General features: G+C 43.0%; 22 protein-coding genes. 17 read left to right on the top strand and 5 right to left on the bottom strand.

Annotation, left to right across the window (positions count from 1 at the left end; genetic code table 11):
* The 3 genes from NST31_RS04685 to NST31_RS04675 form a co-directional block, all read right to left on the bottom strand.
* Positions 1-666, bottom strand: coding sequence for a DUF1129 family protein (locus NST31_RS04685; protein ID WP_339164153.1), 666 nt, complete (start codon positions 664-666; stop codon positions 1-3).
* A gap of 5 nt (positions 667-671) precedes the next feature.
* The gene (locus tag NST31_RS04680; protein ID WP_077109771.1) at positions 672-995 is read right to left on the bottom strand and encodes a PadR family transcriptional regulator; all 324 of its coding nucleotides are present in this window, start codon (positions 993-995) and stop codon (positions 672-674) included.
* Positions 996-1,568: 573 nt separating this feature from the next.
* Complete coding sequence (locus tag NST31_RS04675) at positions 1,569-1,760, bottom strand: YbxH family protein (protein WP_077109772.1); 192 nt, start codon at positions 1,758-1,760, stop codon at positions 1,569-1,571.
* Positions 1,761-1,967: 207 nt separating this feature from the next.
* Between NST31_RS04675 and NST31_RS04670 the strand changes: the two genes are divergently transcribed.
* The 11 genes from NST31_RS04670 (at position 1,968) to NST31_RS04620 (ending at position 13,892) form a co-directional block, all read left to right on the top strand.
* Entirely contained in the window at positions 1,968-3,017 is a 1,050-nt protein-coding gene (locus NST31_RS04670) for a fatty acid desaturase (RefSeq protein ID WP_339164149.1), read from the top strand.
* Between the two features lie 94 nt (positions 3,018-3,111).
* A complete protein-coding gene (locus NST31_RS04665; RefSeq protein ID WP_339164146.1) occupies positions 3,112-4,248 on the top strand; it encodes a sensor histidine kinase in 1,137 nt (378 codons plus the stop codon).
* Between the two features lies 1 nt (position 4,249).
* Positions 4,250-4,861 (top strand): response regulator transcription factor, encoded by a 612-nt coding sequence (locus tag NST31_RS04660; protein WP_077109775.1) that lies wholly within the window; start codon positions 4,250-4,252, stop codon positions 4,859-4,861.
* Between the two features lie 193 nt (positions 4,862-5,054).
* A complete protein-coding gene (locus NST31_RS04655) occupies positions 5,055-5,906 on the top strand; it encodes an STAS domain-containing protein (RefSeq protein WP_339164143.1) in 852 nt (283 codons plus the stop codon).
* A 1,489-nt stretch (positions 5,907-7,395) separates the two neighbouring features.
* Complete coding sequence (gene bioW / locus NST31_RS04650; RefSeq protein ID WP_339164141.1) at positions 7,396-8,166, top strand: 6-carboxyhexanoate--CoA ligase; 771 nt, start codon at positions 7,396-7,398, stop codon at positions 8,164-8,166.
* Positions 8,163-9,509 carry an adenosylmethionine--8-amino-7-oxononanoate transaminase gene (gene bioA / locus NST31_RS04645; RefSeq protein WP_339164138.1) on the top strand — a complete coding sequence of 449 codons (1,347 nt, stop codon included), beginning with the start codon at positions 8,163-8,165 and terminating at the stop codon, positions 9,507-9,509. The genes bioW and bioA overlap by 4 nt, the downstream gene beginning before the upstream one ends.
* Positions 9,499-10,671, top strand: a complete 1,173-nt coding sequence (gene bioF / locus NST31_RS04640; RefSeq protein ID WP_339165476.1) for an 8-amino-7-oxononanoate synthase — start codon at positions 9,499-9,501, stop codon at positions 10,669-10,671. Before bioA ends, bioF begins: the two co-directional genes overlap by 11 nt.
* Positions 10,668-11,396 carry a dethiobiotin synthase gene (gene bioD, locus NST31_RS04635; RefSeq protein ID WP_339164135.1) on the top strand — a complete coding sequence of 243 codons (729 nt, stop codon included), beginning with the start codon at positions 10,668-10,670 and terminating at the stop codon, positions 11,394-11,396. The genes bioF and bioD overlap by 4 nt, the downstream gene beginning before the upstream one ends.
* A complete protein-coding gene (locus NST31_RS04630; protein WP_339164132.1) occupies positions 11,393-12,583 on the top strand; it encodes a cytochrome P450 in 1,191 nt (396 codons plus the stop codon). The genes bioD and NST31_RS04630 overlap by 4 nt, the downstream gene beginning before the upstream one ends.
* Positions 12,584-12,651: 68 nt before the next feature.
* The gene (glsA, locus tag NST31_RS04625; protein ID WP_077109782.1) at positions 12,652-13,581 is read left to right on the top strand and encodes a glutaminase A; all 930 of its coding nucleotides are present in this window, start codon (positions 12,652-12,654) and stop codon (positions 13,579-13,581) included.
* 83 nt (positions 13,582-13,664) lie between these two features.
* Entirely contained in the window at positions 13,665-13,892 is a 228-nt protein-coding gene (locus NST31_RS04620) for a hypothetical protein (RefSeq protein ID WP_077109783.1), read from the top strand.
* On the opposite strand, the gene NST31_RS04615 is transcribed toward NST31_RS04620, so the two are convergent.
* A complete protein-coding gene (locus NST31_RS04615; protein WP_339164129.1) occupies positions 13,877-14,842 on the bottom strand; it encodes an MBL fold metallo-hydrolase in 966 nt (321 codons plus the stop codon). The two genes, NST31_RS04620 and NST31_RS04615, sit on opposite strands and share 16 nt — an antisense overlap.
* Before the next feature lie 167 nt (positions 14,843-15,009).
* On the opposite strand from NST31_RS04615, the gene NST31_RS04610 reads away from it, so the two are divergent.
* Complete coding sequence (locus NST31_RS04610; protein WP_339164126.1) at positions 15,010-17,007, top strand: glycosyltransferase; 1,998 nt, start codon at positions 15,010-15,012, stop codon at positions 17,005-17,007.
* 22 nt (positions 17,008-17,029) lie between these two features.
* Here the strand turns inward: NST31_RS04610 and NST31_RS04605 are convergent, their stop codons facing one another.
* A complete protein-coding gene (locus NST31_RS04605; protein ID WP_339164123.1) occupies positions 17,030-18,421 on the bottom strand; it encodes an NAD-dependent succinate-semialdehyde dehydrogenase in 1,392 nt (463 codons plus the stop codon).
* A gap of 363 nt (positions 18,422-18,784) precedes the next feature.
* On the opposite strand from NST31_RS04605, the gene NST31_RS04600 reads away from it, so the two are divergent.
* From NST31_RS04600 to NST31_RS04580, 5 genes are all read left to right on the top strand, one after another.
* Complete coding sequence (locus tag NST31_RS04600; RefSeq protein WP_077109879.1) at positions 18,785-19,846, top strand: YeeE/YedE family protein; 1,062 nt, start codon at positions 18,785-18,787, stop codon at positions 19,844-19,846.
* Between the two features lie 12 nt (positions 19,847-19,858).
* Complete coding sequence (locus tag NST31_RS04595; RefSeq protein ID WP_077109786.1) at positions 19,859-20,083, top strand: sulfurtransferase TusA family protein; 225 nt, start codon at positions 19,859-19,861, stop codon at positions 20,081-20,083.
* Between the two features lie 300 nt (positions 20,084-20,383).
* Positions 20,384-22,441 (top strand): sigma 54-interacting transcriptional regulator, encoded by a 2,058-nt coding sequence (locus tag NST31_RS04590; RefSeq protein ID WP_339164121.1) that lies wholly within the window; start codon positions 20,384-20,386, stop codon positions 22,439-22,441.
* Positions 22,419-23,309 (top strand): allophanate hydrolase subunit 1, encoded by an 891-nt coding sequence (locus tag NST31_RS04585; protein WP_339164119.1) that lies wholly within the window; start codon positions 22,419-22,421, stop codon positions 23,307-23,309. Before NST31_RS04590 ends, NST31_RS04585 begins: the two co-directional genes overlap by 23 nt.
* The gene (locus NST31_RS04580; RefSeq protein WP_339164116.1) at positions 23,306-24,283 is read left to right on the top strand and encodes a biotin-dependent carboxyltransferase family protein; all 978 of its coding nucleotides are present in this window, start codon (positions 23,306-23,308) and stop codon (positions 24,281-24,283) included. The genes NST31_RS04585 and NST31_RS04580 overlap by 4 nt, the downstream gene beginning before the upstream one ends.
* The last annotated feature ends 378 nt before the right edge of the window (positions 24,284-24,661 follow it).

Raw genomic sequence — 24,661 nt, 5'->3', positions numbered from 1 at the left:
TTACCGTTTCTTTTCCACAAATAAAATGAGCCACAGAATAGCCCCCGCGATTAATGATACTTGCCAAGGCAAGTTGTAAGATGGTCCGATCTCAGGGGTGAACTTGGCAACAAGCAATACGACTGCCATACCAGCCGCACCAACGAATCCGGCTTTTATCGTAAGCAGCTTTATGTTTCGGTTTTCTTTAAATAAAGAGTTGTGGACAAGTCTCAAAATAAACCAAATGCTAAAACTGACAAAGCATGTGATAGCCAAGAAACTCATAGCCATTTGAAACAAATTGATTTCTGAATTGACTTCAATAAATTGCGATAAAATCAAATGCAGAATCCCTCTAATTATTAACGACCAACTGACAATATTACCAATGATCCTGGCATAAAAAGGGATGATTTCCCGCTTCTTCTCGTTTGGAAGCTGTTCTATTATTTCATCCGCAAAAGCCTTCGGGTTATGGCCGAACATGTCTTTTGCCGTTTTTCCTTCCTCCTGGCCATGAAGGAGGTGGTCCAGGATTTCCATTAACACTTCTTCGGATTGCTGTTCAGAAAGGCGCCATTGAAGGCGGATATATATCAACATGTCGTCGTAGTATTTCTCATTTTCCGGTGTCAGCAACTCTCTTTTTCTGTTGTTTTCTTCAATCAGCATGTCAACATTCATATCTTTCACCTTCTTTTTAGTAATGTATTGACAGGACCAGAGAGGCGGTGCCATTCCTCAATAATTGTTGTTAGTGTTTCCTGCCCTGTATCCGTTAAAAAATAATATTTCCGATTCGGCCCGGAATCGGATGGCCGCATTTCGCCTCTTATTAAGCCGTTTTTTTGCAGTCTTAATAATACCGGATAAATAGTGCCTTCACTCACATCTTGCAAGCCAATGTCTTGCAGCTTTTTGGACAGCTCATAGCCGTATACGGCTTCTTTTTCAATCACTGCCAATACACAGCCATCTAAAATTCCTTTCAGCAATTGACTACGTACAGACATATACGCACCTTCCTTCGCCGCTATATTGCCATACAAGATAGTTGATCATAAAAAGATGTCATGACCGGTACTTGTCAAAGCAAGATAGTGTCATAAAAAAATAACTACTATCATTGACACGTACAGACATATACGCACCTTCCTTCGATGCTATATTGCCATACAAGATAGTTGATCATAAAAAAGATGTCATGATTGGTACTTGACAAAGCAAGATAGTGTCATAAAAAAATAGCTACTATCATTGACACGTACAGACATATACGCACCTTCCTTCGTTGCTATATTGCCATACAAGATAGTTGATCATAAAAAAGATGTCATGATTGGTACTTGCCAAAGCAAGATAGTGTCATAAAAAAATAGCTACTATCATTGACACGTACAGACATATACGCACCTTCCTTCGATGCTATATTGCCATACAAGATAGTTGATCATAAAAAGATGTCATGACCGGTACTTGTCAAAGCAAGATAGTGTCATAAAAAAATAACTACTTTGTTATACAATGTAGCTATTTTTATTGTAAAATGTTTCGCTATAGCTGTCAATACTTAACGCTAAAAAACATCAAATGCCTTTTTGATCGCAATAATCGTCAACGAGCCGCTCAATTCCGTCAAGATCGGGGGACTTTCCAGAAAAAGTAAACTTTATTTCTTCAATAAATTCTCCTTCATGGTATACATGAATGGCTCCATTTTGCTCAATGACACTATATTCAGGTTCAAATATAAATCCGTTCCTTTCGATGGCACCCAATGTTAATCAACTCCGAAGGTTATATTTTTTGGTTATTATTTCACGAACAACGGGCAAAAATACCTGTCATGCAGGAAAAATTGTGAAGTGATTCACAATATATGACGTTTATCATCTCAAAGTAATGACGTTTATGTCTTTTCGAGAAGCAAGAAGAATCTTATCATTAAATATAACAAATGAATTCATCAGCATGAGGAGGATTCGATGAAAGAAAAAACAAGGAAATTATTCAAAGAAGTTGCTGTTTTTGCCAAATCTGATAAAAAGAAAAGTATCTTGCAAATAATCAATACAGTTTTACCTTTTATTATTTTATGGTTTTTGGCCTACCAAAGCTTATCCATATCGGTTTGGCTGACGTTGGGACTAGCTGTCGTTGCGGCGGGTTTTTTGGTACGGACATTTATCATTTTTCATGATTGCACCCACGGATCTTTTTTTAAAAGTAAAAAAGCAAACGATATCGTCGGAACGATTACAGGAATATTGACACTTTTTCCATATGAAAAGTGGAAACGGGAACACGCTATTCATCATGCATCCAGTTCCAACCTTGATAAAAGGGGGGTCGGCGATATTTGGGTGATGACGATTGATGAATATAAAGAAGCATCTAAATGGGAGCGTCTATGGTATCGTTTTTATCGAAATCCGCTCGTCATGTTCGGGTTGGGTCCTTTGTATTTAATGCTGATTATAAACAGGAAAAACAGGAAAGACGCAAGAAGGAAAGAGCGGTTCAATACGTATTTGACGAATGCCTGTGTGTTGGTGATGTATACTTTCATGGCGATTTTCGTTGGTTGGCAGGCTTTTGCACTCATCCAGGGGACCATCATGTTCGTTGCAACGGCATTAGGGATTTGGCTGTTCTATATCCAGCATACGTTCGAAGACTCTTACTTTGAAGAAGAATCAGATTGGCATTATGTAAAAGCGGCGGTTGAGGGCAGTTCCTATTATAAATTGCCGCGAGTATTGCAGTGGGTGACGGGAAATATCGGTTTTCACCATGTGCACCATTTGGCGCCCCGCGTTCCGAATTACCATCTGGAAAAGGCGCATAACGAGAATCCTCCGCTTCATCATGCCACGACCATCACGATAAAATCGAGCTTGGAGTCTTTAAAGTTCCGATTGTATGACCCTGAAAAGAAAATGTTTGTCACTTTCAAAGAAGCGCATCGTCAGCTTCAGGCTGAAAAGAACCGCGTTCCTTTAAAAACAAAACATGTCAGTTTTGATACGAAATAAAGAGGGTGTTCATGAGCCATTCTGCTTCTTGGGAATGGCTTTTTCATGATTCATGATATAATAATAAGGCAATCAGACGAGGCGGTGACTTCAAATGCAGAGCAGTTGGTTAAGCATTTTTCCGAAAAATCCCTGGATCAGTATATACGCGTGGGTTATTTTTTGTTTTTTGCCGTTCTTTTTTATCTTCAGATCCTCGTCGCCCATAGAAATTTCCATTGGGATATCATTGTTACTATTGTATTTTTTATCTTACCGGTTTTCCTATAAGTCGAAAAGCGGTCTCGTTTATATGTGGATAAGTTTTGAAGTTGTCATCAACATTGTGATGACACTGTTGTTTGGATATGTATATTTAGCCATATTTACGGCTTTTTTCATCGGCAATATCCGCAATCCAGTCGGCTTTTTCATTATGTATGGACTTCATATTGCCTTGACGGTCGGCGCGATTGTTGCGGGCTTTTTTATCGATATGGATTTGTTTCTTCCTCAGATTCATTTCATTGTTATTTCTGTCCTGGGGACCGTGCTGTTGCCGTTTAATTTATATTACAGAAATAAAAACATGAACTTGGAAGGCCAGCTGGAGGACGCCAACGAGCGGATTTCGGAACTTGTGATTATAGAGGAAAGGGAGCGTATTTCCCGGGATTTACATGATATTTTAGGACAAAAGTTATCGCTGATCGGCTTGAAAAGTGATTTGGCTGGGAAATTGATTTATCGCGACCCTCATGCTGCTGAAAAAGAGCTGAAAGATATTCGCCAGACTGCCAGTGCGGCACTCCGGGAAGTAAGAGAGCTGGTCGCCGACATTCGGGCAACAAAGTTGAAGGAAGAGTTGCTTAGGACGAAACAGATGTTTCAAGCGGCTGAAATGGAATTGACCATTGCCGGTGATCCTTCTTTCCACCACATTCCTCCGATTGTCGAAAGTGTTGTAAGCATGTGCCTAAAAGAAGCGGTGACAAATGTAGTCAAACATAGCCAAGCAACTTCGTGCCGCATTACATTTGAACAACAGCCAAATGAATTTGTCATTAGTATTGAGGATAATGGAGTTGGTTTAGCAGGTGGGGGAGAGATGCAAAACGGGAGCGGTTTAAGAGGAATCCGTGAAAGGCTGGAGTTTGTAAATGGGAGTCTGCAAATTGAAGGGGAAAAAGGAACAAAGCTGACTATTCGGGTGCCAGTTGTCTTAAAGCATATAATGAAGGAGGCTGATTAATATGATTCGTATTGTGATCGCCGAAGACCAAGGGATGATGCTGGGTGCGCTTGCTTCTTTACTGAACATAGAAGAAGATATGGAAGTCGTTGGGCAGGCAAAAAATGGAGAAGAAGCGGTCAGATTAGTAAGAGAACAGGAGCCGGATGTCTGTATTATGGATATCGAGATGCCGGTAAAAACAGGGTTGGAAGCCGCCCAAGAGCTGAAAGGCAGTACTTGTAAAGTCATTATTTTAACCACTTTTGCACGGGCGGGTTATTTTGAGCGCGCCAGAAAAGCGGGAGTACGCGGGTATTTATTGAAAGATAGTCCAATTGAAGAACTGGTATCTGCCATTCGCTTGATTATGGATGGTAGGCGCATGTATGCACCTGAGCTCATAGATATCGCTTATGGTGATGGGGAGGAGATGGAAAATCCGCTGACGGAGCGAGAAAGTGAAGTCCTTGCCCTTGTCGCCGAAGGAAAAACAACGAAAGAGATTGCAAAAGAACTATATTTGACTCCGGGGACCATCCGAAATTATATATCTTCGATTCTTGAAAAGCTGGGCGTTGGTAATCGGATTGAGGCGATTTCCAGGTTTAAGGAAAAAGGATGGTTTAAATAGTATAGGAACAGCTTTGGATCCAATTGGTGAATTTTTAGTTCATGATACTGAAGGATCGTATTGTATACGTTTAAATGAATGGTTGTTTCTGCATAAAATTATGGACTGCGTGCATTTCCCTAAAGAGTTTACAATTTCTGTTATGTTATAATAATGGATAACGAGACTTCTTAGTTATGGGGAGGTTACCTATATGAGCGACATCGATATTGAGCTTTACGGATATTTGATCGATCATCTGGATGCGATTTCCGATCAATGGCTCGCTCTTAGAAAAAAGGAGAAGGGTTCCATCTACTCTGTCGATGCGGGCGAAGAAGTGGAACATACTTTGAGAGAACAAAATCGTTTAACGAATGTAACCATTGCCAGCAGTTTGTTGGCTGATGAAAAGCAATTTCAAGAAAGCAAGGAAAAATGGGCCCAAATCGTTGCAAAGAGCAGAATCCAAAGCAATACGCCGATTTACGAAGTGTTAGGGGCACTTAGTAAAGTCAGGAAAATTTATTGGTCATTTGTAAAGCAATTTTCTTCTTTAAAGGGAGAAGTGGTGACGAAGGAAGATTTGCAAAGATGGGGGGGAGTTATTCATCTGGCGTTTGATGAATTGTATGTCGAATTCTCCGAAATGTATTTTAAATTAATGACGAATCGGCTTACTGCACAGCTCAATTTGATTGATGAGCTAAGTACTCCCGTCATAAAAATAACTTCAGAATCCGGAGTGCTCCCTCTTATTGGCGATATTGATACATATCGGGCAAAGAAGATTCTTGAATATGTTCCTAAAAAAAGTGTTGATATTGGGATTACGCGTTTATACATTGACTTGTCGGGCGTGTCGATTATTGATACGATGGTTGCTCACCAATTATATGATATGGCTCAAATTTTGGATTTATTGGGGATTCAAGCGAGAATTACAGGAATCCGTCCCGAAATTGCCCAAACGGCCATACAACTTGGATTGGATTTCAGTTCAATCGATACATATGGGTCACTCCAGCAAGTGCTGGCGGAAGAGTTTTTAATCGTCGCGGAATAATAAGGTGTACTGCTCTTCATTGTCCACCGTTCGCAATAAGGGAGCTGTTAAAACTTCAATCAGCAAGTGGATACTTTCCCTCATTCACGAATGGATTTGCAACCGTTGTGACTTTATAGCGGTTCCTTTCGGTGCAGATGTAAGATATTCCACCGGTGAATGCGCAACTAACATTCTCATGATAGGGAGCCTCATCCAGTATGAAGGGGAGCCAGATACCCCCGCGAATCTGGCTCTACCGAGGAAGTCTATCAAGCTCTTTCAACATACAATGGCAAAGCCTCCGTACATTTTTGGGCAAATATATCATGATCTCTTTTTACCTAATAAACCATGGTAACTGAATGAGAAGCTCCCCGCACCATGGACTAACCTAATATTCTGACTTTCGTAAAATAGTTTTTTTACAGTGAAATTTTTCGCGAGGCGTATTTTAAAGAACTTTCGTTTCCGATCCCCAAAGTATTGGCGCATGTGTACTCCGAATTTCACTAGATGATATAACTTCCCAAATTCATTCCAATTCATCATAAAATAAGACTGAATTTTCCACGTTTAAATCATGCCATTTTTCCTTTTACCATAAGGCGATGTTCCAAGTTTTGTGATCAGGGAATTTGATTTGTTTGCGTAGGGGTATTACGTTTCAAAGTGTACTACAGTCGGATTTATAAAAAATTCCGAACGCTGTCTTAACACAAATTTAGGGGTTTTTTTTCGGGCTGGCTATTGTTTCAACAATTCCCCTTATCCTATATTTCTAATACTAGCTTAAGTTTTTGAAGTAGATAAGTAAAAAAATCATGTTTTATGGACTCATCTGAGATCCTTTTGCTTGATACTCATTGTCCGTTTCATCGCTGACTTTCATTCGATATGCAAAGGTATCTTCAGCCTCATATATATCCCTTCCCATGAAAAAGCCAGGTTGAATGATGTTGGATTAGCATAAGCTTCGGAAGCATGAATACCCGATGTTTAATCCTGCATTTTCCATATGTCGCCGTTACGTTTGGTTACTCGGAACAGCTCTTTCCGATAATAGTTTCTTACATCAGATCAAACACACCGTCTTCATTGCTTAACAATGCTGTTCGGCCCTGCTTTATAAGTGAAATATCCTCCTCGTCGTCTCCTTTTTTGCCCTTATGACCAAGGCTTTTCATGATCCCACTCCACTACCCCCTTGGCGATTTTAGGAGAGAGTCCAATTGGTTGCATGAAAAAAAGAATTTTATAACTTTTTCAATTTACTAGACTATAACCGGTTGAATGTTTACGATAAACAAAAAATGTTAACAATTATTTTTTATTTCGTACCACAAGAAAAAACCTTTCCTTCCGTATTATCTCCCTCTTTTCCTTTACTGCTTTTCTTCCTCATTTTGTTTTGCCGTATTGACAGATAGCCATTTGAGACATACAATCCTTATTGTTAACTATATTTCCATAATGGTTAACAATAGAGTGTGGAAAGGGGGAGAATGCGATGAAAAGGGAAGAGCTGTTCAGTGTTAGAATGAGGGCGGCCAAGGGTGGGGCACATGAACGAGGCGGCACTCATGTTTCTGGTGGAGAGATGCTGGCAGCTTACAGTGATATACAACAGGCGGTTATGTATTTGCTTGAAAAAGGATTGGTTCATTCAAAAGGCAAACCGGACTTTATGCAAATTCAATTTGAATGCATTGAGGAACCGGCAAAGCGCGTGGAACCTTTGAGCGTGACGACGAATAAGGTGAAAAGTGCAAAGGAAGGACGAGCGCTGGCATGGAGTTTGCTGGAACAATCAGGAATTCCAAGAAACATCATTGATGAAGCCGATAGGCTTGTTTCGCAATATTCAAGCATGAGAGGGGCCATGTTGATTGATGTTCATTCAGGAAAACGGCTGGATGACAGGGGAGAAAAAGGGGTGCGGGCTTCCAGAATGGATTGGCAGAACGGACATTATGAAAAATGGGCTGGCTGTCATCATATGCCCCTCCATTCAAGGATAAAAGAAGCGCTTGCTCTTGCCACAAAGGTATGTGAACATCGAGTCGCGGTGGCGGAGTTGTGCTGGTCAGATGATCCGGATTATATAACTGGTTATGTGGCAAGTAAAACGCTTGGCTATCAGCGCATCACCCAACTAAAAGAATATGGGGATGAACAGGGGTGCCGGATCTTTTTTATTGACGGCAAGGAAGATGTGGATTCTTACATACATTATTTGGAACATCAGCCTGTAATGATTCAATGGGAGGTAGAAAAATGACAAAAGCAATCATTGAAAAAAGCAAGAAATATTTATGGCTGCCTTTTACGCAAATGAAAGATTATGATCATGATCCCCTCATCATCGAGAGCGGCAATGGAGTAAAAGTAAAAGACATATTTGGGAAGGAGTATTATGACGGCTTTTCTTCTGTTTGGCTAAATGTGCATGGGCACCGTAAAAAAGAGCTGGACGAAGCGATCAAGAACCAGCTTGAAAAAATTGCCCACTCCACGCTGCTCGGTATGACAAATGTTCCTGCAACGGAACTGGCCGAAAAGCTGATTGAAATCAGCCCCGAGAATTTGACGCGTGTTTTTTATTCAGACAGCGGGGCAACAGCCATGGAAATTGCCCTGAAAATGGCCTTTCAATATTGGATCAATATCGGCAGGCCGGAGAAGCAGAAATTTATCGCCATGCAAAACGGCTATCACGGAGATACGATTGGTGCTGTAAGCGTCGGTTCCATTGAGCTTTTTCATCAAGTCTACGGGCCGTTGATGTTTGACAGTTACAAGTCGTCCATTCCATACGTTTATCGTTCTGAAAGCGGCGATCCAAATCAGTGTCGCGATGAATGCCTGTATGAGCTTGAACAGCTTCTGATTGAAAAGCATGAGGAGATTGCGGCACTTTCCATAGAATCGATGATTCAGGGGGCCGCCGGGATGATTGTGATGCCTGAAGGATTTTTGTCAGGTGTGCGTGAGTTGTGCACGAAATATGATGTTTTGCTGATTGTCGACGAGGTGGCGACCGGATTTGGACGAACAGGAAAAATGTTTGCTTGTGAACATGAACATGTCCAGCCGGATCTTATGGCTGTCGGCAAAGGTATAACGGGAGGGTATTTGCCGATTGCCGCAACATTCACCACCGAAAAAATCTACGAAGCTTTTTACGATGATTATGATCAAATGAAGACTTTTTTCCATGGTCATTCGTATACAGGAAATCAGCTCGGGTGCGCAGTCGCCCTTGAAAATTTGCGGTTATTGAAAACCGAAAATATTGTTGACGAGGTGGCCAAGAAGGCCAAGGTGCTGGAACGGCTTCTCGATACGTTGTATACACTTCCACACGTTGGAGATATTAGACAGCTCGGTTTTATGTGCGGTGTCGAGCTTGTCGCATCCAAAGAAACGAAGGAACCTTTTCCTAATGAAAAAAGAGTCGGCTATCGTGTTTCTCTAAAAATGAGGGAACTCGGTATGTTGACACGGCCGCTCGGTAATACGATCGTCTTCATGCCGCCACTTGCCAGTACCGTCGAGGAGCTTGAGGAAATGATCGCCATTATGAAAAAAGCCATTCATGAGGTGACAAGTGTTGCCGTTTGATGGCTGGCTGCATGGCCGCTTAAACGAGGTAAAAGCCGCCGGGTTGTACCGGGAGCTCCGAACAATGGAGACGGCTCCCCAGCCCGAAATGATGGTAGATGGACAAAAGCAAATCGTCTTTTCATCCAATAACTATTTGGGGCTTGCGAATGATAAACGGGTAATTGCCGCCGCGCTGAACACATTGAATCAATATGGGGTTGGAAGTAGCGGTTCACGGTTAACGACAGGAAATTCTGATTGGCATCAAAAATTGGAAAAAAGAATTGCGGACTTTAAGCAAACGGAAGCCGCTCTGCTTTTTTCAAGCGGATATTTAGCGAATATCGGTGTCTTGTCATCATTGCCGGGAAAAGGAGACGTCATTTTAAGTGATCAATATAATCACGCCAGCATTATCGACGGCTGCAGGCTATCCAGGGCGGAAACACTTATTTACCAACATGTCGACATGGAGGATCTGGAAAAAAAACTGATTGATACGGCTTGTTATCAACGGCGGTTTATCGTGACAGACGGTGTCTTTAGCATGGATGGCACGATAGCGCCTCTTGACCGGATCAGCGAGCTTGCCAACCGCTATGATGCCTATGTGATTGTCGATGATGCTCATGCCACTGGTGTTGTGGGGAAAAATGGCAGAGGGACGAGTGAATATTTTGGCGTATTACCTGACATAGTGATTGGCACTTTAAGCAAAGCTGTCGGTACGGAAGGTGGCTTTGCCGCCGGTTCTCATGTCTTCATTAAATTTTTAATCAATCACGCCAGAACATTTATCTTTCAAACGGGCATTCCTCCGGCAAGCTGTGCGGCTTCGTATACTGCTTTGGGGATCATCGAACAGGAGGGGGAAAAGCGTCAACATCTCTATTACAACATCAAGAAGTTGAAAACGGGATTATGTAGTTTGGGGTACCAAGTCAAAGGGGAAAATACTGCGATTATTCCCGTGATCATTGGTGATGACAGAACGGCAGTTACATTTTCCAAAAAATTGCAGGAAAAAGGAATATACGCGCCAGCCATCCGTCCGCCAACCGTACCGGCAGGGGAAAGCCGTATCCGGCTGACAGTGACCGCCGACCATGATGTAAAAGAAATAACATACTTGTTAAAGGTGTTTGATTTTATAGGAAGAGAGTTGAGGATTATCAAATGAAAGGAATATTTGTAACGGGGACAGATACCGGAGTTGGAAAAACAATTGTTTCTTGCGGGATTGCGGCAGTGTTAAAAGAACGAATGCTGGATGTTGGCGTATATAAACCGCTGTTAAGCGGTATTTCGCGTGAACATGCCGAGAGTGATACGAGCTTGTTGAAACAAATGTCGCAAACAACGCTATCCCATGAGGAGATTACCCCATTTGAATTTGCGGAACCTCTCGCCCCGCTCGTGGCGGCACGCCTGGAAGAGAGAAAGATGTTTCTTGAAGATGTGCTCGCTCATTGGGAGAGAGTGAAAGAAAAGCATGAATTTTTTATCGTGGAAGGCGCGGGCGGCATTTCTGTACCGCTCGGCGAAGACTTTTTGGTGAGTGATTTGATAAAAGCTTTACAGTTGCCGTTGTTAATTGTAGCCCGGCCCAATCTTGGGACAATCAATCATACTTTTTTAACGGTTCAATACGCCAAAAGCATGGGTCTTCCCATTGCCGGCATCGTCATTAATGGTAGAAGTGAGCACCCGGATATTGCCGAGGTAACGAGCCCGAAATTGATGGAGGATATGTGTGGCGTGCCCATTTTAGGCATGCTGCCGAAGCTTGAAAAAGTCACGAAGGAAAAGGTTCAAAGCATGATTCAAGTTTACTTGGATATGCCATTATTGCTAAGCCGCTTGAAAGTAGACGGGGCTTCTGATCAGGAAGTGCGTTTGACATGACGACAAAGCAGTCAATTTCACTTACTTCCGCGGAGTTTATAGACAATCCTTATCCGTTTTATGACGAGATGCGTTCCATGGGGCCGTTATACAAGCTGGATTCGTTTCCATATCCGGGTTGGTATGTGACCGGTTATGAGGAAGTCAAAAAAGTCCTTTTGGACACAAGGTTTAAAAATCGGATACCGCTTCCACTCACATCGAAAAAATATGAGCGCCTGAAAGAAGTTCAAAATCATATGATGTTGTTTAAAAATGAGCTTGACCACAGGCGCTTGCGCGGACTTGCCAGCGCGGCTTTTGTACCTTCCAAGCTGAAACATATTCGCTATTATATAGAAGAAACTGCTCATGATTTGCTTAATCAGGCAGAGCAAAAGAACAAAATGGATGTCGTATCTGATTATGCTTTTCCTCTGGCAAGTCTGGTGATCGCAAAGATGATTGGTGTTCCGGTAGAAGAGCGGCCATTATTTAGAGAATGGTCGGCCAGTTTAATCCGAACGATTGATTTTACCCGCACCAGACATATATTGGCAAGTGGCGACGAAACCATTGGTGTGTTGTTGGATTATTTTCAGAGATTAATCAACAAGAAGAAAAGAGCTCCCAAAGATGATCTGATTAGCATGTTCGTAAAGCAGGACAGCGAATTATCTGAAAAAGAATTGCTGGCAACATGCATTTTGCTGATGATAGCCGGACATGAAACGACGGTAAACTTGATTAGTAATACTGTCCTCGTTTTATTGAATCATCCGGTGCAGTATAAGGCATTACAAGAAAATCCAGCACTGATCGAAACGGCGATAGAGGAAGTTCTTCGCTATGAAAGCCCTACACAGATGACAGCCCGAGTGGCATCAGAAGATATAAAAATGGGGGAATCTATCGTTCAAAAAGGTGACCATGTATATGTTCTTTTAGGGGCGGCAAACCGGGATCCAGAGAAATTTGCCAAGGCCGATGTATTTGATATGACGAGGAAACCCAACCCTCATCTGGCATTTGGACATGGTGTTCACTTTTGTATAGGTGCGTCACTGGCGCGAATGGAAGCTCAAATCGCAATTCAAATACTATTACAGCGCATGCCGGGTCTTCGATTATCCGATTCCAAGCCGCGGTGGAGGAAGTTGATCGGATTTCGGTCATTGTCGGAACTACCTGTTATTTTACGCTCGTAGCGATCTCGATTTTTTAAATGAGCGGTTGGATCACGCGCTTTTTGATCATACTGCTATTGGTGATGAATATGTTGTGTCGCTCGAACGAAGAATTAATAGAATTTGTAAAAGAAGCAAGGGAAGCTGCCAAACATGGAAAAGTTGCGGAATATATTCCGGCACTGGCAAAAGCGGATCCCCATAGCTTATCGATTGCTATTTTTTATCCCGATGGAACATGCGTATCGGCAGGTGATATTGAAAAAAAGATAACACTGCAAAGTATTTCCAAGGTCGTAAGCCTGGCGCTCGTCCTCATGGACAGGGAAGAAAAAGAGGTGTTTTCGCGTGTGGGCATGGAGCCGACTGGGGATCCGTTTCATTCGATCGCCAAACTGGAAACAATGTCGCCAGCCAAGCCTTTAAACCCAATGATCAACGCCGGCGCGTTAGTCGTTACGCACTTGCTAAAAGGAAACGGTGTTGAAGGCCGGTTACAATCATTGCTTTCCTTTACACGGGAAATGGCGGATAACAGCCAGGTTGATTTCAGTGAAGAAGTTGCTTTGTCTGAATATCAATCATCTTTTTTAAATCGTGCCCTTGCTTATTTTTTAAAACAGCATCGTGTCATTCAGGAAGATGTGGAAGAACTGATTGATCTGTACACGAAGCAGTGCGCGATAGAAATGAATTGTCTTGAACTGGCCAGAATCGGAATGGTGTTCGCGATGAACGGCCTGGATCCGGTGAGTGGAAAACAGATTATGCCGCCCAAAGTTGCCCGTATCTGTAAAACATTTATGGTGACATGCGGGATGTATAATGCTTCCGGAGAGTTTGCGATTAAAGTCGGAATTCCGGCAAAAAGCGGCGTATCCGGCGGGATCATGGGCGCTGTTCCGGGGGTTTGCGGGATCGGCATTTTTGGTCCCGCATTGAATGAAAAGGGGAACAGTGCGGCAGGTATCAAGCTGTTGGAGCTGTTAGCAAAAGCTTACCGTTTAAGCATGTTTTAAACTTTGATAACAACATTTTCCACTTGAATAAAGAACGTTTGTTTGCATATAATATACACAAACAAAAGTTCGGGGTGATGCAAATGAAAAGGCTGCTCATGCGTGCTGCGTTGTCAGGAGAAAGGCTGGAAATCATCTATTTGTCGGAAAATAATCAGCTTTCCCAGCGTGTCATTAAAGTCCTATTTGTGTCTGAAACGACTGTTAAGGCGTACTGTTACTTTAAAAAACAATGTCGGACTTTTAAAAGAGAAAATATCCTTTCGGTGGCGCCGTTTGGCCAAAGAAAGCAGATTTATGAGGAAGTATAACGCCAAATGCCATGCACTTTCTCTTTTTGTATCTTTTCCCGCTGTTCCAAATAATCCAAATGTCCAATCACCTCTGACATGACAAGCGGAAACTGCTGGTCGTAAACATCTTTATAGTACGTTTCGGCAATGTCGTTGGCCGTTCTTTTCCCACCCTTGATCAATGTTAAAAAGCGCTCCGCTTTTTTCTCTATTCCATCCAGTCTTTTTTGTATCAATTCTTTTGGTTGCTGGATGACTTTCCCATGACCTGAATAGACTTGCTCAAGCGATAGCGACAAGCATTTTTTCAAAGAATCGATATGGATCAACAAGGAGGGAATTCTCTTTCCGTTTTCATCAGGCTCGACAAGGGCATTGCTGGAGATGTGGCTGATTAATAAATCTCCGGCAAAAAGCCGCTCTTGTTTACGGTCATAAAGAGCGATTTGATCTGGGGCATGCCCGGGTACCTCCAGCACTTCGAAATGATCTCCAAAGTTTTCTCCAACTTCAACCAGTTCCGCCGTTATTTTTTGAGATTCGTTTTCCTTCATTGTTTTTTTTAAATGTTCAATCTGTTTCTTCCCTCGTTGGCCGCACCCCATTGTTTCATATAGCTCTTGAAAAAATTGTATTCGCATTTGCAAAAAAACGGACGCTCTTTTTAATCTTGGAAAAGAAAGCGGGTGCGCATATACAGGAATTGGGTGTTCCGCGGTTAGGCAATTGACAAGGCCTGCGTGGTCTATATGGTGATGGGTCAAAATGATATGCGTCAAATCTTTTAAAGCAAATTCATTTTGCTTTAAAGTATCGACAAGCGCCTTCCGACAATCGTCATTGTTGTATCCGGCGTCGATCAGTATAAGGGATTGTCCGCTCTGTACGAGGTAAAAGTTAATGGATCGCAAAGATGATGAAACTGGTACATGAATCGGAAAAATGTCCATATGTTGTACGATTGGCAAATACTGTCACTCCTTATTGGCTCGTATTATCTTGAAGCACTTTCCTATGATGTTATTGTAAACGTTTGTGGATGCCAAGCTCAATCACGTGGATATCCGTTTATTTTGTTCTTTTGTTGACTATAAAGGTTAATATATCAATGCTATGGAATGATAGGTGAAATCATGTGAATAATTATGGCGTCTACTTTATGACTCACTCGATCGAAACCCAAAGAGGGGGCATGACGAGGGCAATGATCCAAAGAGCTTCTTTATTGTCCGGGCAGGGAAAAGAAATAGGCATTATCACTTTCGATTTTAATCCCGATTATGGAGATGTGATCGAGCATTACTGTTCTATTGGGCTTTGGAACAGGAAGATACGCCATTTCAATGTATATGAATTTTTTGAAAAGCAAAGCGGTGAAGATGATATCCCTGTTGAAAAAGGGCAGAGCTATCGAAAGCAAGCGCTTCGTTACGGAAACTATCGGCTCGAGAAAGAGTTTAAGGAAAATCGATTGCATGCGATCAATTGTTTGTCCGGTAAAAGGAAAAAAGAAAAGAGAATTCTTTTTGATCAGTATGGAAATGTTCGGCAAGTGTCGCATTATGACCCGAAAACATCCGAGATAACGAAAGAAATGTTCTTTACAAAGAACGGACGGCTTTTTTTTAAACGGCTCTTTCATCCGGTGACCGGCAAGTCGGCAGGGTGTTATTGGTTCGACCGCAACGGAAAACAAGTGAAAGCCTTTCGGGCGGTAAGAGATTACCGGGAATTCTTTATCAACGCGATCGTTCAACAAGATGAAGCGGCGGTGTTGGTATCGGACAGCCGCTTTTCCGACAGGGTGCTTTTTCCCATTCGAAATCCAAAAATTGCCAAACTCGCCGTTCTTCATAGCAATCATTTGCAGTTTCCGTTTGAATATGGCAGTAGTCTTGTGCCAAGAAACGGCAATCTGTTATACCAATTGAGCAATCTCGATGGGCTGATTGTGCTGACAGAAAGCCAGGCGGAAGATATTCGCAAAAGGTTCGGAGACAGGACGACCATTCATGTCATTGGTCATCCAGCGGTCATGAATGAGGACATAAAGGGTGAATATGATCCTTATACAGCGGTGATGCTGTCACGATTTCAAAGAATCAAGCAAATCCCGCATGCCATTAAGGCGTTCAAGAAAGTGGTGAAACAAGTACCAAAAGCAAGACTGGAAATTTGGGGGGTTGGAAAGGACGAAGCCAAGTACAAAGCGTTAATCAAAAGGTTAAAGCTGGAAAACCATGTATTTGTAATGGGATTTACACACCAGCCTTTTAAGGTATTCAGGCGGGCGGCTTTCTCGATTATGACTTCCAAATCCGAAGCTTTTGGCATGGCGATCGTGGAAAGTATGGCGGCGGGCACGCCTGTCATTTGTTATGACTGCAAGTATGGTCCCTCTGATTTGATTGAACATGGAAAAAACGGGCTTCTTGTCGAAGCAGATCACATCAACGGACTGGCGGAGGCCATGACCGGACTGTTTTTGAACAAGGAAAAGCGCCGCGCTCTCAGCCTCGCGGCGCAAAAGGCCAGTAAAACACATTGCGGGGAAGTGATCGCGGAAAAGTGGTTGACTGTTTTTGAAGAAGCGGTAAAGCAAAAAGACAGGCGTATCAGACTTGGAAAAATTGATTGCGAGTTGGAACAAGTATCATATCCGAATGCAAAAGAGATTGTTTTACAGGGGCGCGTTCAGGTCAAGGAAAAGTTCATCAAACAGGATATCTCTTTGGCATTGCAATTAAGACGGAAAAAGCGGCTGGAAGACATATGTGTTCCACTTGAGATGCGTTGGCTGGATAAGGGGACAGCCGAATTTAAGGGGCGTCTTTCGTGTATGAATCTTCCTAAAGGAAAATGGGATGTCTTTGTTTGTGTATCTTGTTTAAACGATCATAGAATGATTCAGCCAGTGATAAAAAAGGGGGCGGATATTCCGAAAGTAAAAAAGAATATGGGGAGAGCGGTGCTCCGCTTCCTGGAACACGAAGATGGCCCCCGCATAAAAATATATAGGTCGGGACGTAAGGAACAGATCGACTTTAAGCGGCGGCCAAAACTTTTTTACACCAGATCCATTGCAAAATTCCGGGATATTTTGCAGGAAATTCAGATGAAAAACGCTCCCTGAGGCAGGGAGCATTTTTTCGAATTTATAGTCCGCCAATGGACAAATATTTTGTTTCCAAGTAAGGTTCGATTCCTTCGGGACCGCCTTCTCGTCCAAGGCCGCTTTCTTTCATACCGCCGAATGGTACGTGGGCTGCAGATGGAGCTCCATCATTCCAGCCGACAATACCGAATTCGAGGTTTTCGGAAAGGTAAGTGCCAGCCTTGTAGTCATTCGTAAAGAAGTACGCGGCAAGCCCGTATGGCGTGCTGTTGGCAATTTCAACCGCTTCTTCCAATGTGCTGAATGTTGTAATGGGTGCGACAGGTCCGAAAGTTTCTTCCTGCATGATATCCATGTCGTCCGTTACGTTTTTAAGGACTGTAGGATAAATGAAATAGCTGCCTTTTTCTTCATCTACATCAAATTTATTGCCGGCAAGCACTTCTGCGCCTTTTTCAATGGCGTCATTAATTTGGAAAGCAATTTTTTCGTAGCCTTTTTTGTTGATAACCGGACCGATATCTGTGCCTTTTTCCAAGCCGTTACCGACTTTTAGCTGGCGTGCGCGTTCAGCCAATTTTTTGGAAAACTCATCGGCGACACTTTCGTGAACGAGGAGGCGATTCGCGCAAACACAAGTTTGACCCGCATTTCTAAATTTGGTGATCATTGTTTGTTCAACGGCAAAATCAAGGTCGGCATCTTCGGTAACAATGAGCGGGGCATGTCCGCCAAGCTCCATTGTGACGTGCTTGATTGTATTGGCGCTGTCTTTGATCAGGGCTTTTCCAACAGGCGTAGAGCCTGTAAATGTAATTTTTCTGACGAGTGTGCTGTCAGTGAACAATCCGCCGATTTCCCGTCCGCTCCCATTGACTACTTGAACGGCGTCTTCTGGAATCCCTGCTTCATGAGCCAGTTCAATGAGACGAATTGTTGTTAACGGTGTTTCAACCGCAGGTTTGACGATAAAAGTGCAACCGGCTGCAAGCGCGGGAGCCGCTTTTCTTGTCATCATCGCTGCTGGAAAGTTCCATGGAGTGATGGCGGCAACAAGGCCGATTGGCTGTTTTGTGACGATTATCCGTTTGGACTCCGTTGAAGCGGGAACGGTTCTTCCATAAATGCGTTTTGCTTCTTCGGCATACCAAATGACATAGCTGGCTGCATAGTCAACTTCTCCTAGTGATTCGTGAAGAGGTTTGCCGTTTTCCTTTGTCATGATTTCTGCAATGCTTTCTTTGTTTTCTTTAATTTTATCGGCCCATTTGAAAAGAAGCTCGGCCCGTTTGTGAGCATTGATTTTAGACCACTCTTTAAAAGCTTTATGGCCTTTTTCCAGTTTTGCTTTGACTTCTTCGGCTGTGTCGATTTTCACTTCATCGACTACTTCACCCGTTGCTGGGTTTTTTACTTCAAAAGTTTGTGCCATGTTTTTCTCTCCTTCTTTATAGTAGTCAATGGTTACAAGGTTCTATGCCGGAAAGACATAACTTGCAATCTCATTTTACCTCTCCCTTATTGTAACAGAGTATCCGTATAACCGGTATACGATGTGACTCGGAGTTCAGCCGTACACTGGGGAAACCTCATTTTGCCGAAACAACTGTTTCGATTTATGTAGCGTTAAACAATATCATTTTAAAAGAAAAAGTCCCTGTTTGCAAATGGAGTTTTTACCCTATTTTAGCCTATTGACGAAAGAGGTAAAATGGATATACAATTATGTTTATAAATCATAGCGGTTTACTTATGTTTTTGCTTGTAGTAAAGGAGGAGAATGAGATTGCTTCAAATGGTTGTTACGGGTCTGTTATGTGGGGCTTTGCTTGGCTTTGTCATGCAAAGAGGCCGCTTTTGCCTTACCGGCGGATTCCGTGATATGTATATTGCGAAAGACAATCGAATGTTTTATGCTTTGCTCATCGCTATTGCTGTTCAAAGCATTGGTGTATTTGCATTGATTCAATTCGGATTGATCGAATTTTCAGCAGGGGCTTTTTCGTGGGTTGCCACGATCATTGGGTCTTTTATTTTCGGGATCGGCATCGTGTTTGCCGGCGGTTGCGCAACCGGTACGTGGTATCGTGCGGGTGAAGGATTGCTTGGCAGTTGGATTGCTTTATTCGGTTATATGTTCATGAGCGCTGTCATGCGAACGGGAGTACTTGCCCCTATTGATCAGTCGATGAAATCAGTGCAGTTTGCCACGAATTCCATTGCGGAAACAACAGGTATCTCCGTGTGGGTTTTTATCATTGTCTTTGTCGGCATCGTATTATGGGTGATCATCAGAGAGCTCAAGAAACCAAAAGTTGCTATTCCTGCAATGAAACCAAAGCGTTCGGGACTTTCCCATCTGTTGTTTGAGAAACGTTGGCATCCATTTTTTACGGCGGTGTTGGTGGGATTGATCGCGATTCTCGCCTGGCCGCTCAGTGAAGCAACTGGAAGAATGTATGGGTTGGGCATTACGACACCATCAGCCAATATCCTTCAATACTTGGTCACCAGTGACATGAAGTTTGTGAATTGGGGTGTTTTTCTTGTCCTTGGTATTTTTCTTGGTTCATTTATTGCGGCCAAGGCAAGCAAAGAATTCCGCTTTAGAATGCCCGATGCCAAAACAGGCATTACAAGCTTTATTGGAGGAAATTTAATGGGTTTTGGAGCAAGTCTCGCCGGAGGATGCTCGATTGGTAATGGTTTGGTTATGACGGCGATGATGACATGGCAAGGGTGGATATCGCTATTGTTTATTATTCTTGGAACGTGGACGTCATCTTACTTTGTATTTATCCGTCCATATGCGAAGAAGAAAAACGCTGTTGTGGCGGAAAAAACAGTGATAACATAAGGAGGAAGCAACATGCAAAAAAAATTGGAAGTGATGGGGCAGGTATGTCCTTTCCCGCTCGTTGAAGCAAAAAAAGCAATCGAAGAAATTGGGCCAGGAGACGAGCTTGTCATTGAATTTGATTGTACGCAGGCGACGGAAAGTATTCCGCGCTGGGCAGCCGAGGCTGGCCACACTGTAACCAACTTTGAACAAATTGATGAAGCGGCTTGGACGATTACTGTACAAAAAAATTAAAAGAAGAATGGTGAAAGCGGGGAGTTGATGACTCCCGCTTTTTTTTTTTTGCGCTATTGCGCAAACGTTTTTTTTCCTATATGATGAAACCACATAATTTTGCAGAATTGCAAAATTGTTTTTCAAAAATGAAAAAGATCGGAGCTGTACTTATAGATTTTCCGTTTGAAAACGCTAACGATAGCACGTTTTCGCATTTTCAACATTCGTTGGCACGCAAATTGCAAAATAACTTTGCAAAACAGAAAATCGAAAACAGCACCGTCAAGAAGATACAAATAGATGTTTGGAGGGGGATCCATGAGTTGGGATTGGAAAGATGTATTGCAACCCTTATCGGTTATATTATCTCCTGACTGGACTGTGGAACAATCGATTGTTCTGTTAAAAGAAGAAGGCTTCGAGGTTGGCTTTGTTGCCGATAATGAAGAAATAATCGGCTACGTAACCCCCTCTTCTTTATTAAACCAACTTGTGAATGGGGATGATAAGAACGGCTTGATCAAGCCTGAAAACAATTTTCTGTTCGTGAGGGAAGATACACAAGCGAAACGGATTCATAACTGTTTTCTGGTGATTGGAGTGGATCACTCTGAAAAACCAACGGGTTATATTCTGATGGACGACCTGCAACATCAAATGAATCAATTGCAGTTAAAGAGCTTTAATGATGCGCTGAATAGTGCGGAGATGGGGATCGTCACGATGGATGCTTCCTTCCACGTTCAATTCATGAACGAAAAGGCGGAACAAATCCTTGGCATGAAAAGATCAATTTTGCAAGGGAGAGATTACAGGAAGATCATCCGCATGGAAGAATCCTTTGATGAAGTGCTCGAGGGGCAAAAGTGGTTTGGGATTGAAAATATGTTCAACTTTAAAGTGATCACAGGCCAATTTTCTCCTATTTATGAAAACGGAAACATCATCGGGATTATTCATAATTTTTACTTGAAAGAACAGCTTAAAGAAGCTGTTCATGAAGTGGATTTTGTACAGGAGATGAATGAAGACCTTCAGGCATTTTATACACTGGCCAATGAGCAGATTTTGGTTGTGAGCGCTTCCGGAACAATTACGCGGGCAGCTGGGGCTTTTTTTCGGCATTTTTGGGGAGAAGAGGATGCGGGAGCTTTAAAGGGAAAGCGTATTCAAGAGTTTGTGGATAAGGGCATTTTTATTCCGGATATTGTTTCCGCAGCAATCGAAAAGAAGTCCAGGGTGTCGTTAACGCAGGAAGGAAAAAAAGGGGCTGTTTTATCAACAGCGGCACCGATATATGTCGGAGGAAAACTAAAGAAGGTTATCGTTTTTTCAAAAGACATCACATCGGCAGACAAAGAGATGGGGACAAACGAAGAGCCGGTACATGAATCCGCGAGTATGGTTTCCATTATTTACCGCTCTCGTCAAATGCATCGGCTTATGGACGAAGTGAAAGCGGTTGCTCCTTTGGATTCCACAGTTCTGATCCACGGCGAGTCGGGTGTCGGAAAGGAAGTCATCGCCCGAAAAATTCATGATTTAAGCAGTCGGTCAGACAACGCTTTTATAGCGGTGAACTGTGGCGCCATCCCTGAAAACTTGATTGAAAGCGTATTATTCGGCCATGAAAAAGGCGCCTTCACGGGAGCAGATACAAGAAGAATCGGCCTGTTTGAGGAAGCTCACAACGGCACGGTATTTTTGGATGAAATTTCTGAATTGCCGCTCCTGATGCAAGTGAAACTGTTGCGGGTTTTGGAAGAAAGAGAGATTGCCAAAGTCGGTTCGGTTATTCCTGTAAAAGTAAATGTAAGGGTGGTTGCCGCATCCAATAAAAACATACAGAAAATGGTTAAGGCAAATCAGTTTCGGGAGGATCTTTTTTACCGTTTGCACGTTGTTCCCGTTTCTATTCCGCCGTTAAGAAAAAGAAAAGAAGATATCGCGCCGCTGGCGATTCATTTTTTGGAAGAATTAAACGAGCAGTTTGGAAAGAGGAAAAAAATTTCAACTGATGCCCTGAATGCATTGGAAAGCTACCAATGGCCAGGAAATATTCGAGAATTGCGCAATATGATTGAAAGGCTTGTAGTCGTTTCCAAAGAAGAACTGATTACCGAAACTGACGTCTATCGTGTGCTTTGGGCCAATGATGCTGATGAACAAAGCTTCTTGACGGTTAAAGGGATCATGCCTTTGAAAAAAGCGGTTGATGAAGTGGAGCGGCAGCTCATTGAGCAAGCAGTGGCGAAATTTGGAACAGCCACTGAAGCGGCTAAGGCGCTTGATATTAGTATATCTACTGTCAGTCGGCGCATGAAAAGATTTAACGGTGCGGGGGGTGCGGAAGTTGATCTTTTTTTCCGAAACTAAATTTGACTTTTGTGGCGATGAATATATTTACGCCGAAATTTCCAGAGAGATGCGGATCGAGAGCACGTTAAAGGCGCTTTCCATTACGAACGAGTTGCAAGAGAGAAAGATTCCGGGAATCATAGAGATTTACCCGAATAATACGTCCTATTTAATTCGCTATGATCCAAATACCATTTCTCCGCATCATCTGCTTGAATATTTGCGGGACGTGGATTCCATGAAGAATGAACATGAAAGCTTGAACTTTCAATCAAGGATCATTGAAATTCCCGTTCTGTATGACGATGAGTGGACAAAAGAAGTGTCCGGAAAGTACTCAGCCCAACATGGGGGAGAAGAAAAGTCGAATTTTGATTATGTCATGGAGCTCACGGGATATAGCAGCAAGGAAGATTTTATTCAAGCCCATTCCCGCCCTCTTTACTTTGTCACATCGCTCGGGTTTAAACCAGGAACTGCGTGGTGCTTTCCATTAATAAAGGAAAGGGAAAGAATTATCGAAGTTCCCAAGTATAAAAGCCCGCGCCCATTCACTCCGGAAAGAGCGGTAGGGCTGGGTGGCGCCTTTACGGTGGTCTACCCTTCCGATTCTCCGGGAAGCTACCAATTGATCGGCATGGCGGCAGTCCCCGTTTACGATGTCAATCAAAAGCTGGAGCCGTTTAAAGAAAGCTTTTTCCTGGCAAGGCCCGGTGATTTATGGAAATATCGGCCCGTATCAGAGGCGGAATACCAAAATATCCGTGAACAAGTGTCCAGCGGCACTTACGAATTCAATATAAAGCATGTCACTTTCTCTGCCTCCCGCTACGAGGAGAAAGGAGATTTGTATATCGCAGATTTAATGGAGGGACTCCGTTCATGATGAAACTAATTGATCCCGGAATACGGACAACTATACAAGATCTTGGACGGACAGGTTTTTTTCATTTGGGGGTTCCTCCATCCGGAGCTGCTGACAAATTGTCTTTTATGCTTGGCAATGTACTCATCGGTAATCCAACGGATGTCGCGGGATTGGAGATGATGGTAAAGGGTGCCAGCGTTGAATTTGAAAAAAGAACGACCGTAGTCATAACAGGCGCCCCGGCCGAAGTCAGGTTAAACGGGAACATGCAGCCGTTGTGGGAAGTTTTTGAAGTCAAAAAAGGCGATGTGCTGGAAATTGGGAAGATTTCAGAAGGTTTGTTCAGCTATCTGTGTGTTTCAGGGGGATTGGAAGCGCCGGAGGTGCTGGGAAGCAGATCCAGTTGTTTAGCCAGCGGCTTTCATGGCATCACTGGCCGGCTTTTATTGGCAGGTGATGAAATCAGAATGGCTGAACCGCTTCCCGGGGCCATTCAGCTTGTGGGAAAACAAGCGATTGAAGAAGCAAAGCCGATATTTGCCAGAACGGGAACGGCCCATATTGTTTTGGGGATCACATGTGACTTGGTGAGTGACGAAGGATTGGTTTCCTTTTTAAATACGCCCTGGACGATACAACCGCAATCAACCCGGACAGCGTGCCGCTTAAACGGCGGGGACGTTCGCTACAAAGAGAGCGAACCACCGTTTGGCTCAGGGGGAAATCCGGGAAATATCGTTGATATTCCTTATCCGATTGGAGCAGTCATCGTTCCCAACGAAGGAGAAATCATTGTGCTATTAACAGATGGAACGGGCGGAGGCGGATTCGTCACGATCGGAACCGTCATATGGCAGGATATCAACGAATTATCTCAAATGAGACCATTGTCAACGGTGAAATTTAAAGCGATTACTGTCGATCAGGCGATTGCCATGAGGAGAGAAAAAGAAAGATTGATTGAAAGAGTACGGGAAAGTGTTCAATTTTAATCATGTTAGGTGGTGATGCTTCGTCAAACAGCTCTGCAAAAATTAAGCAATGCATTATTTAGATAAAGTGAAACTTCATTCAGTAGGCGTTTCTTCCATCTCCTACTGAATGTTAGTTGAACCAATCGGGCATTTAGGAGCCGTTATCTCCCACATGGACCTCTTGTATTCACTCAAGACTTTGAAAGTGGGAGTATTACGGCACCTTACATGCGGGATAAAGTGAAACTTCATTCAGTAGGAGTTTTCTTCCCTCTCCTATTGAATGTTAGTTGAACCAATCGGGCATTTAGGAGCCGTTATCTCCCACATGGACCTCTTGTATTCACTCAAGACTTTGAAAGTGGGAGAATTACGGCACCTTACATGCGGGATAAA

It is taken from the genome of Siminovitchia sp. FSL W7-1587 (assembly GCF_037963795.1).
In the GTDB taxonomy this organism is placed as follows: domain Bacteria; phylum Bacillota; class Bacilli; order Bacillales; family Bacillaceae_C; genus Siminovitchia; species Siminovitchia thermophila.
This window is presented reverse-complemented; position numbering and strand designations above follow the sequence as displayed.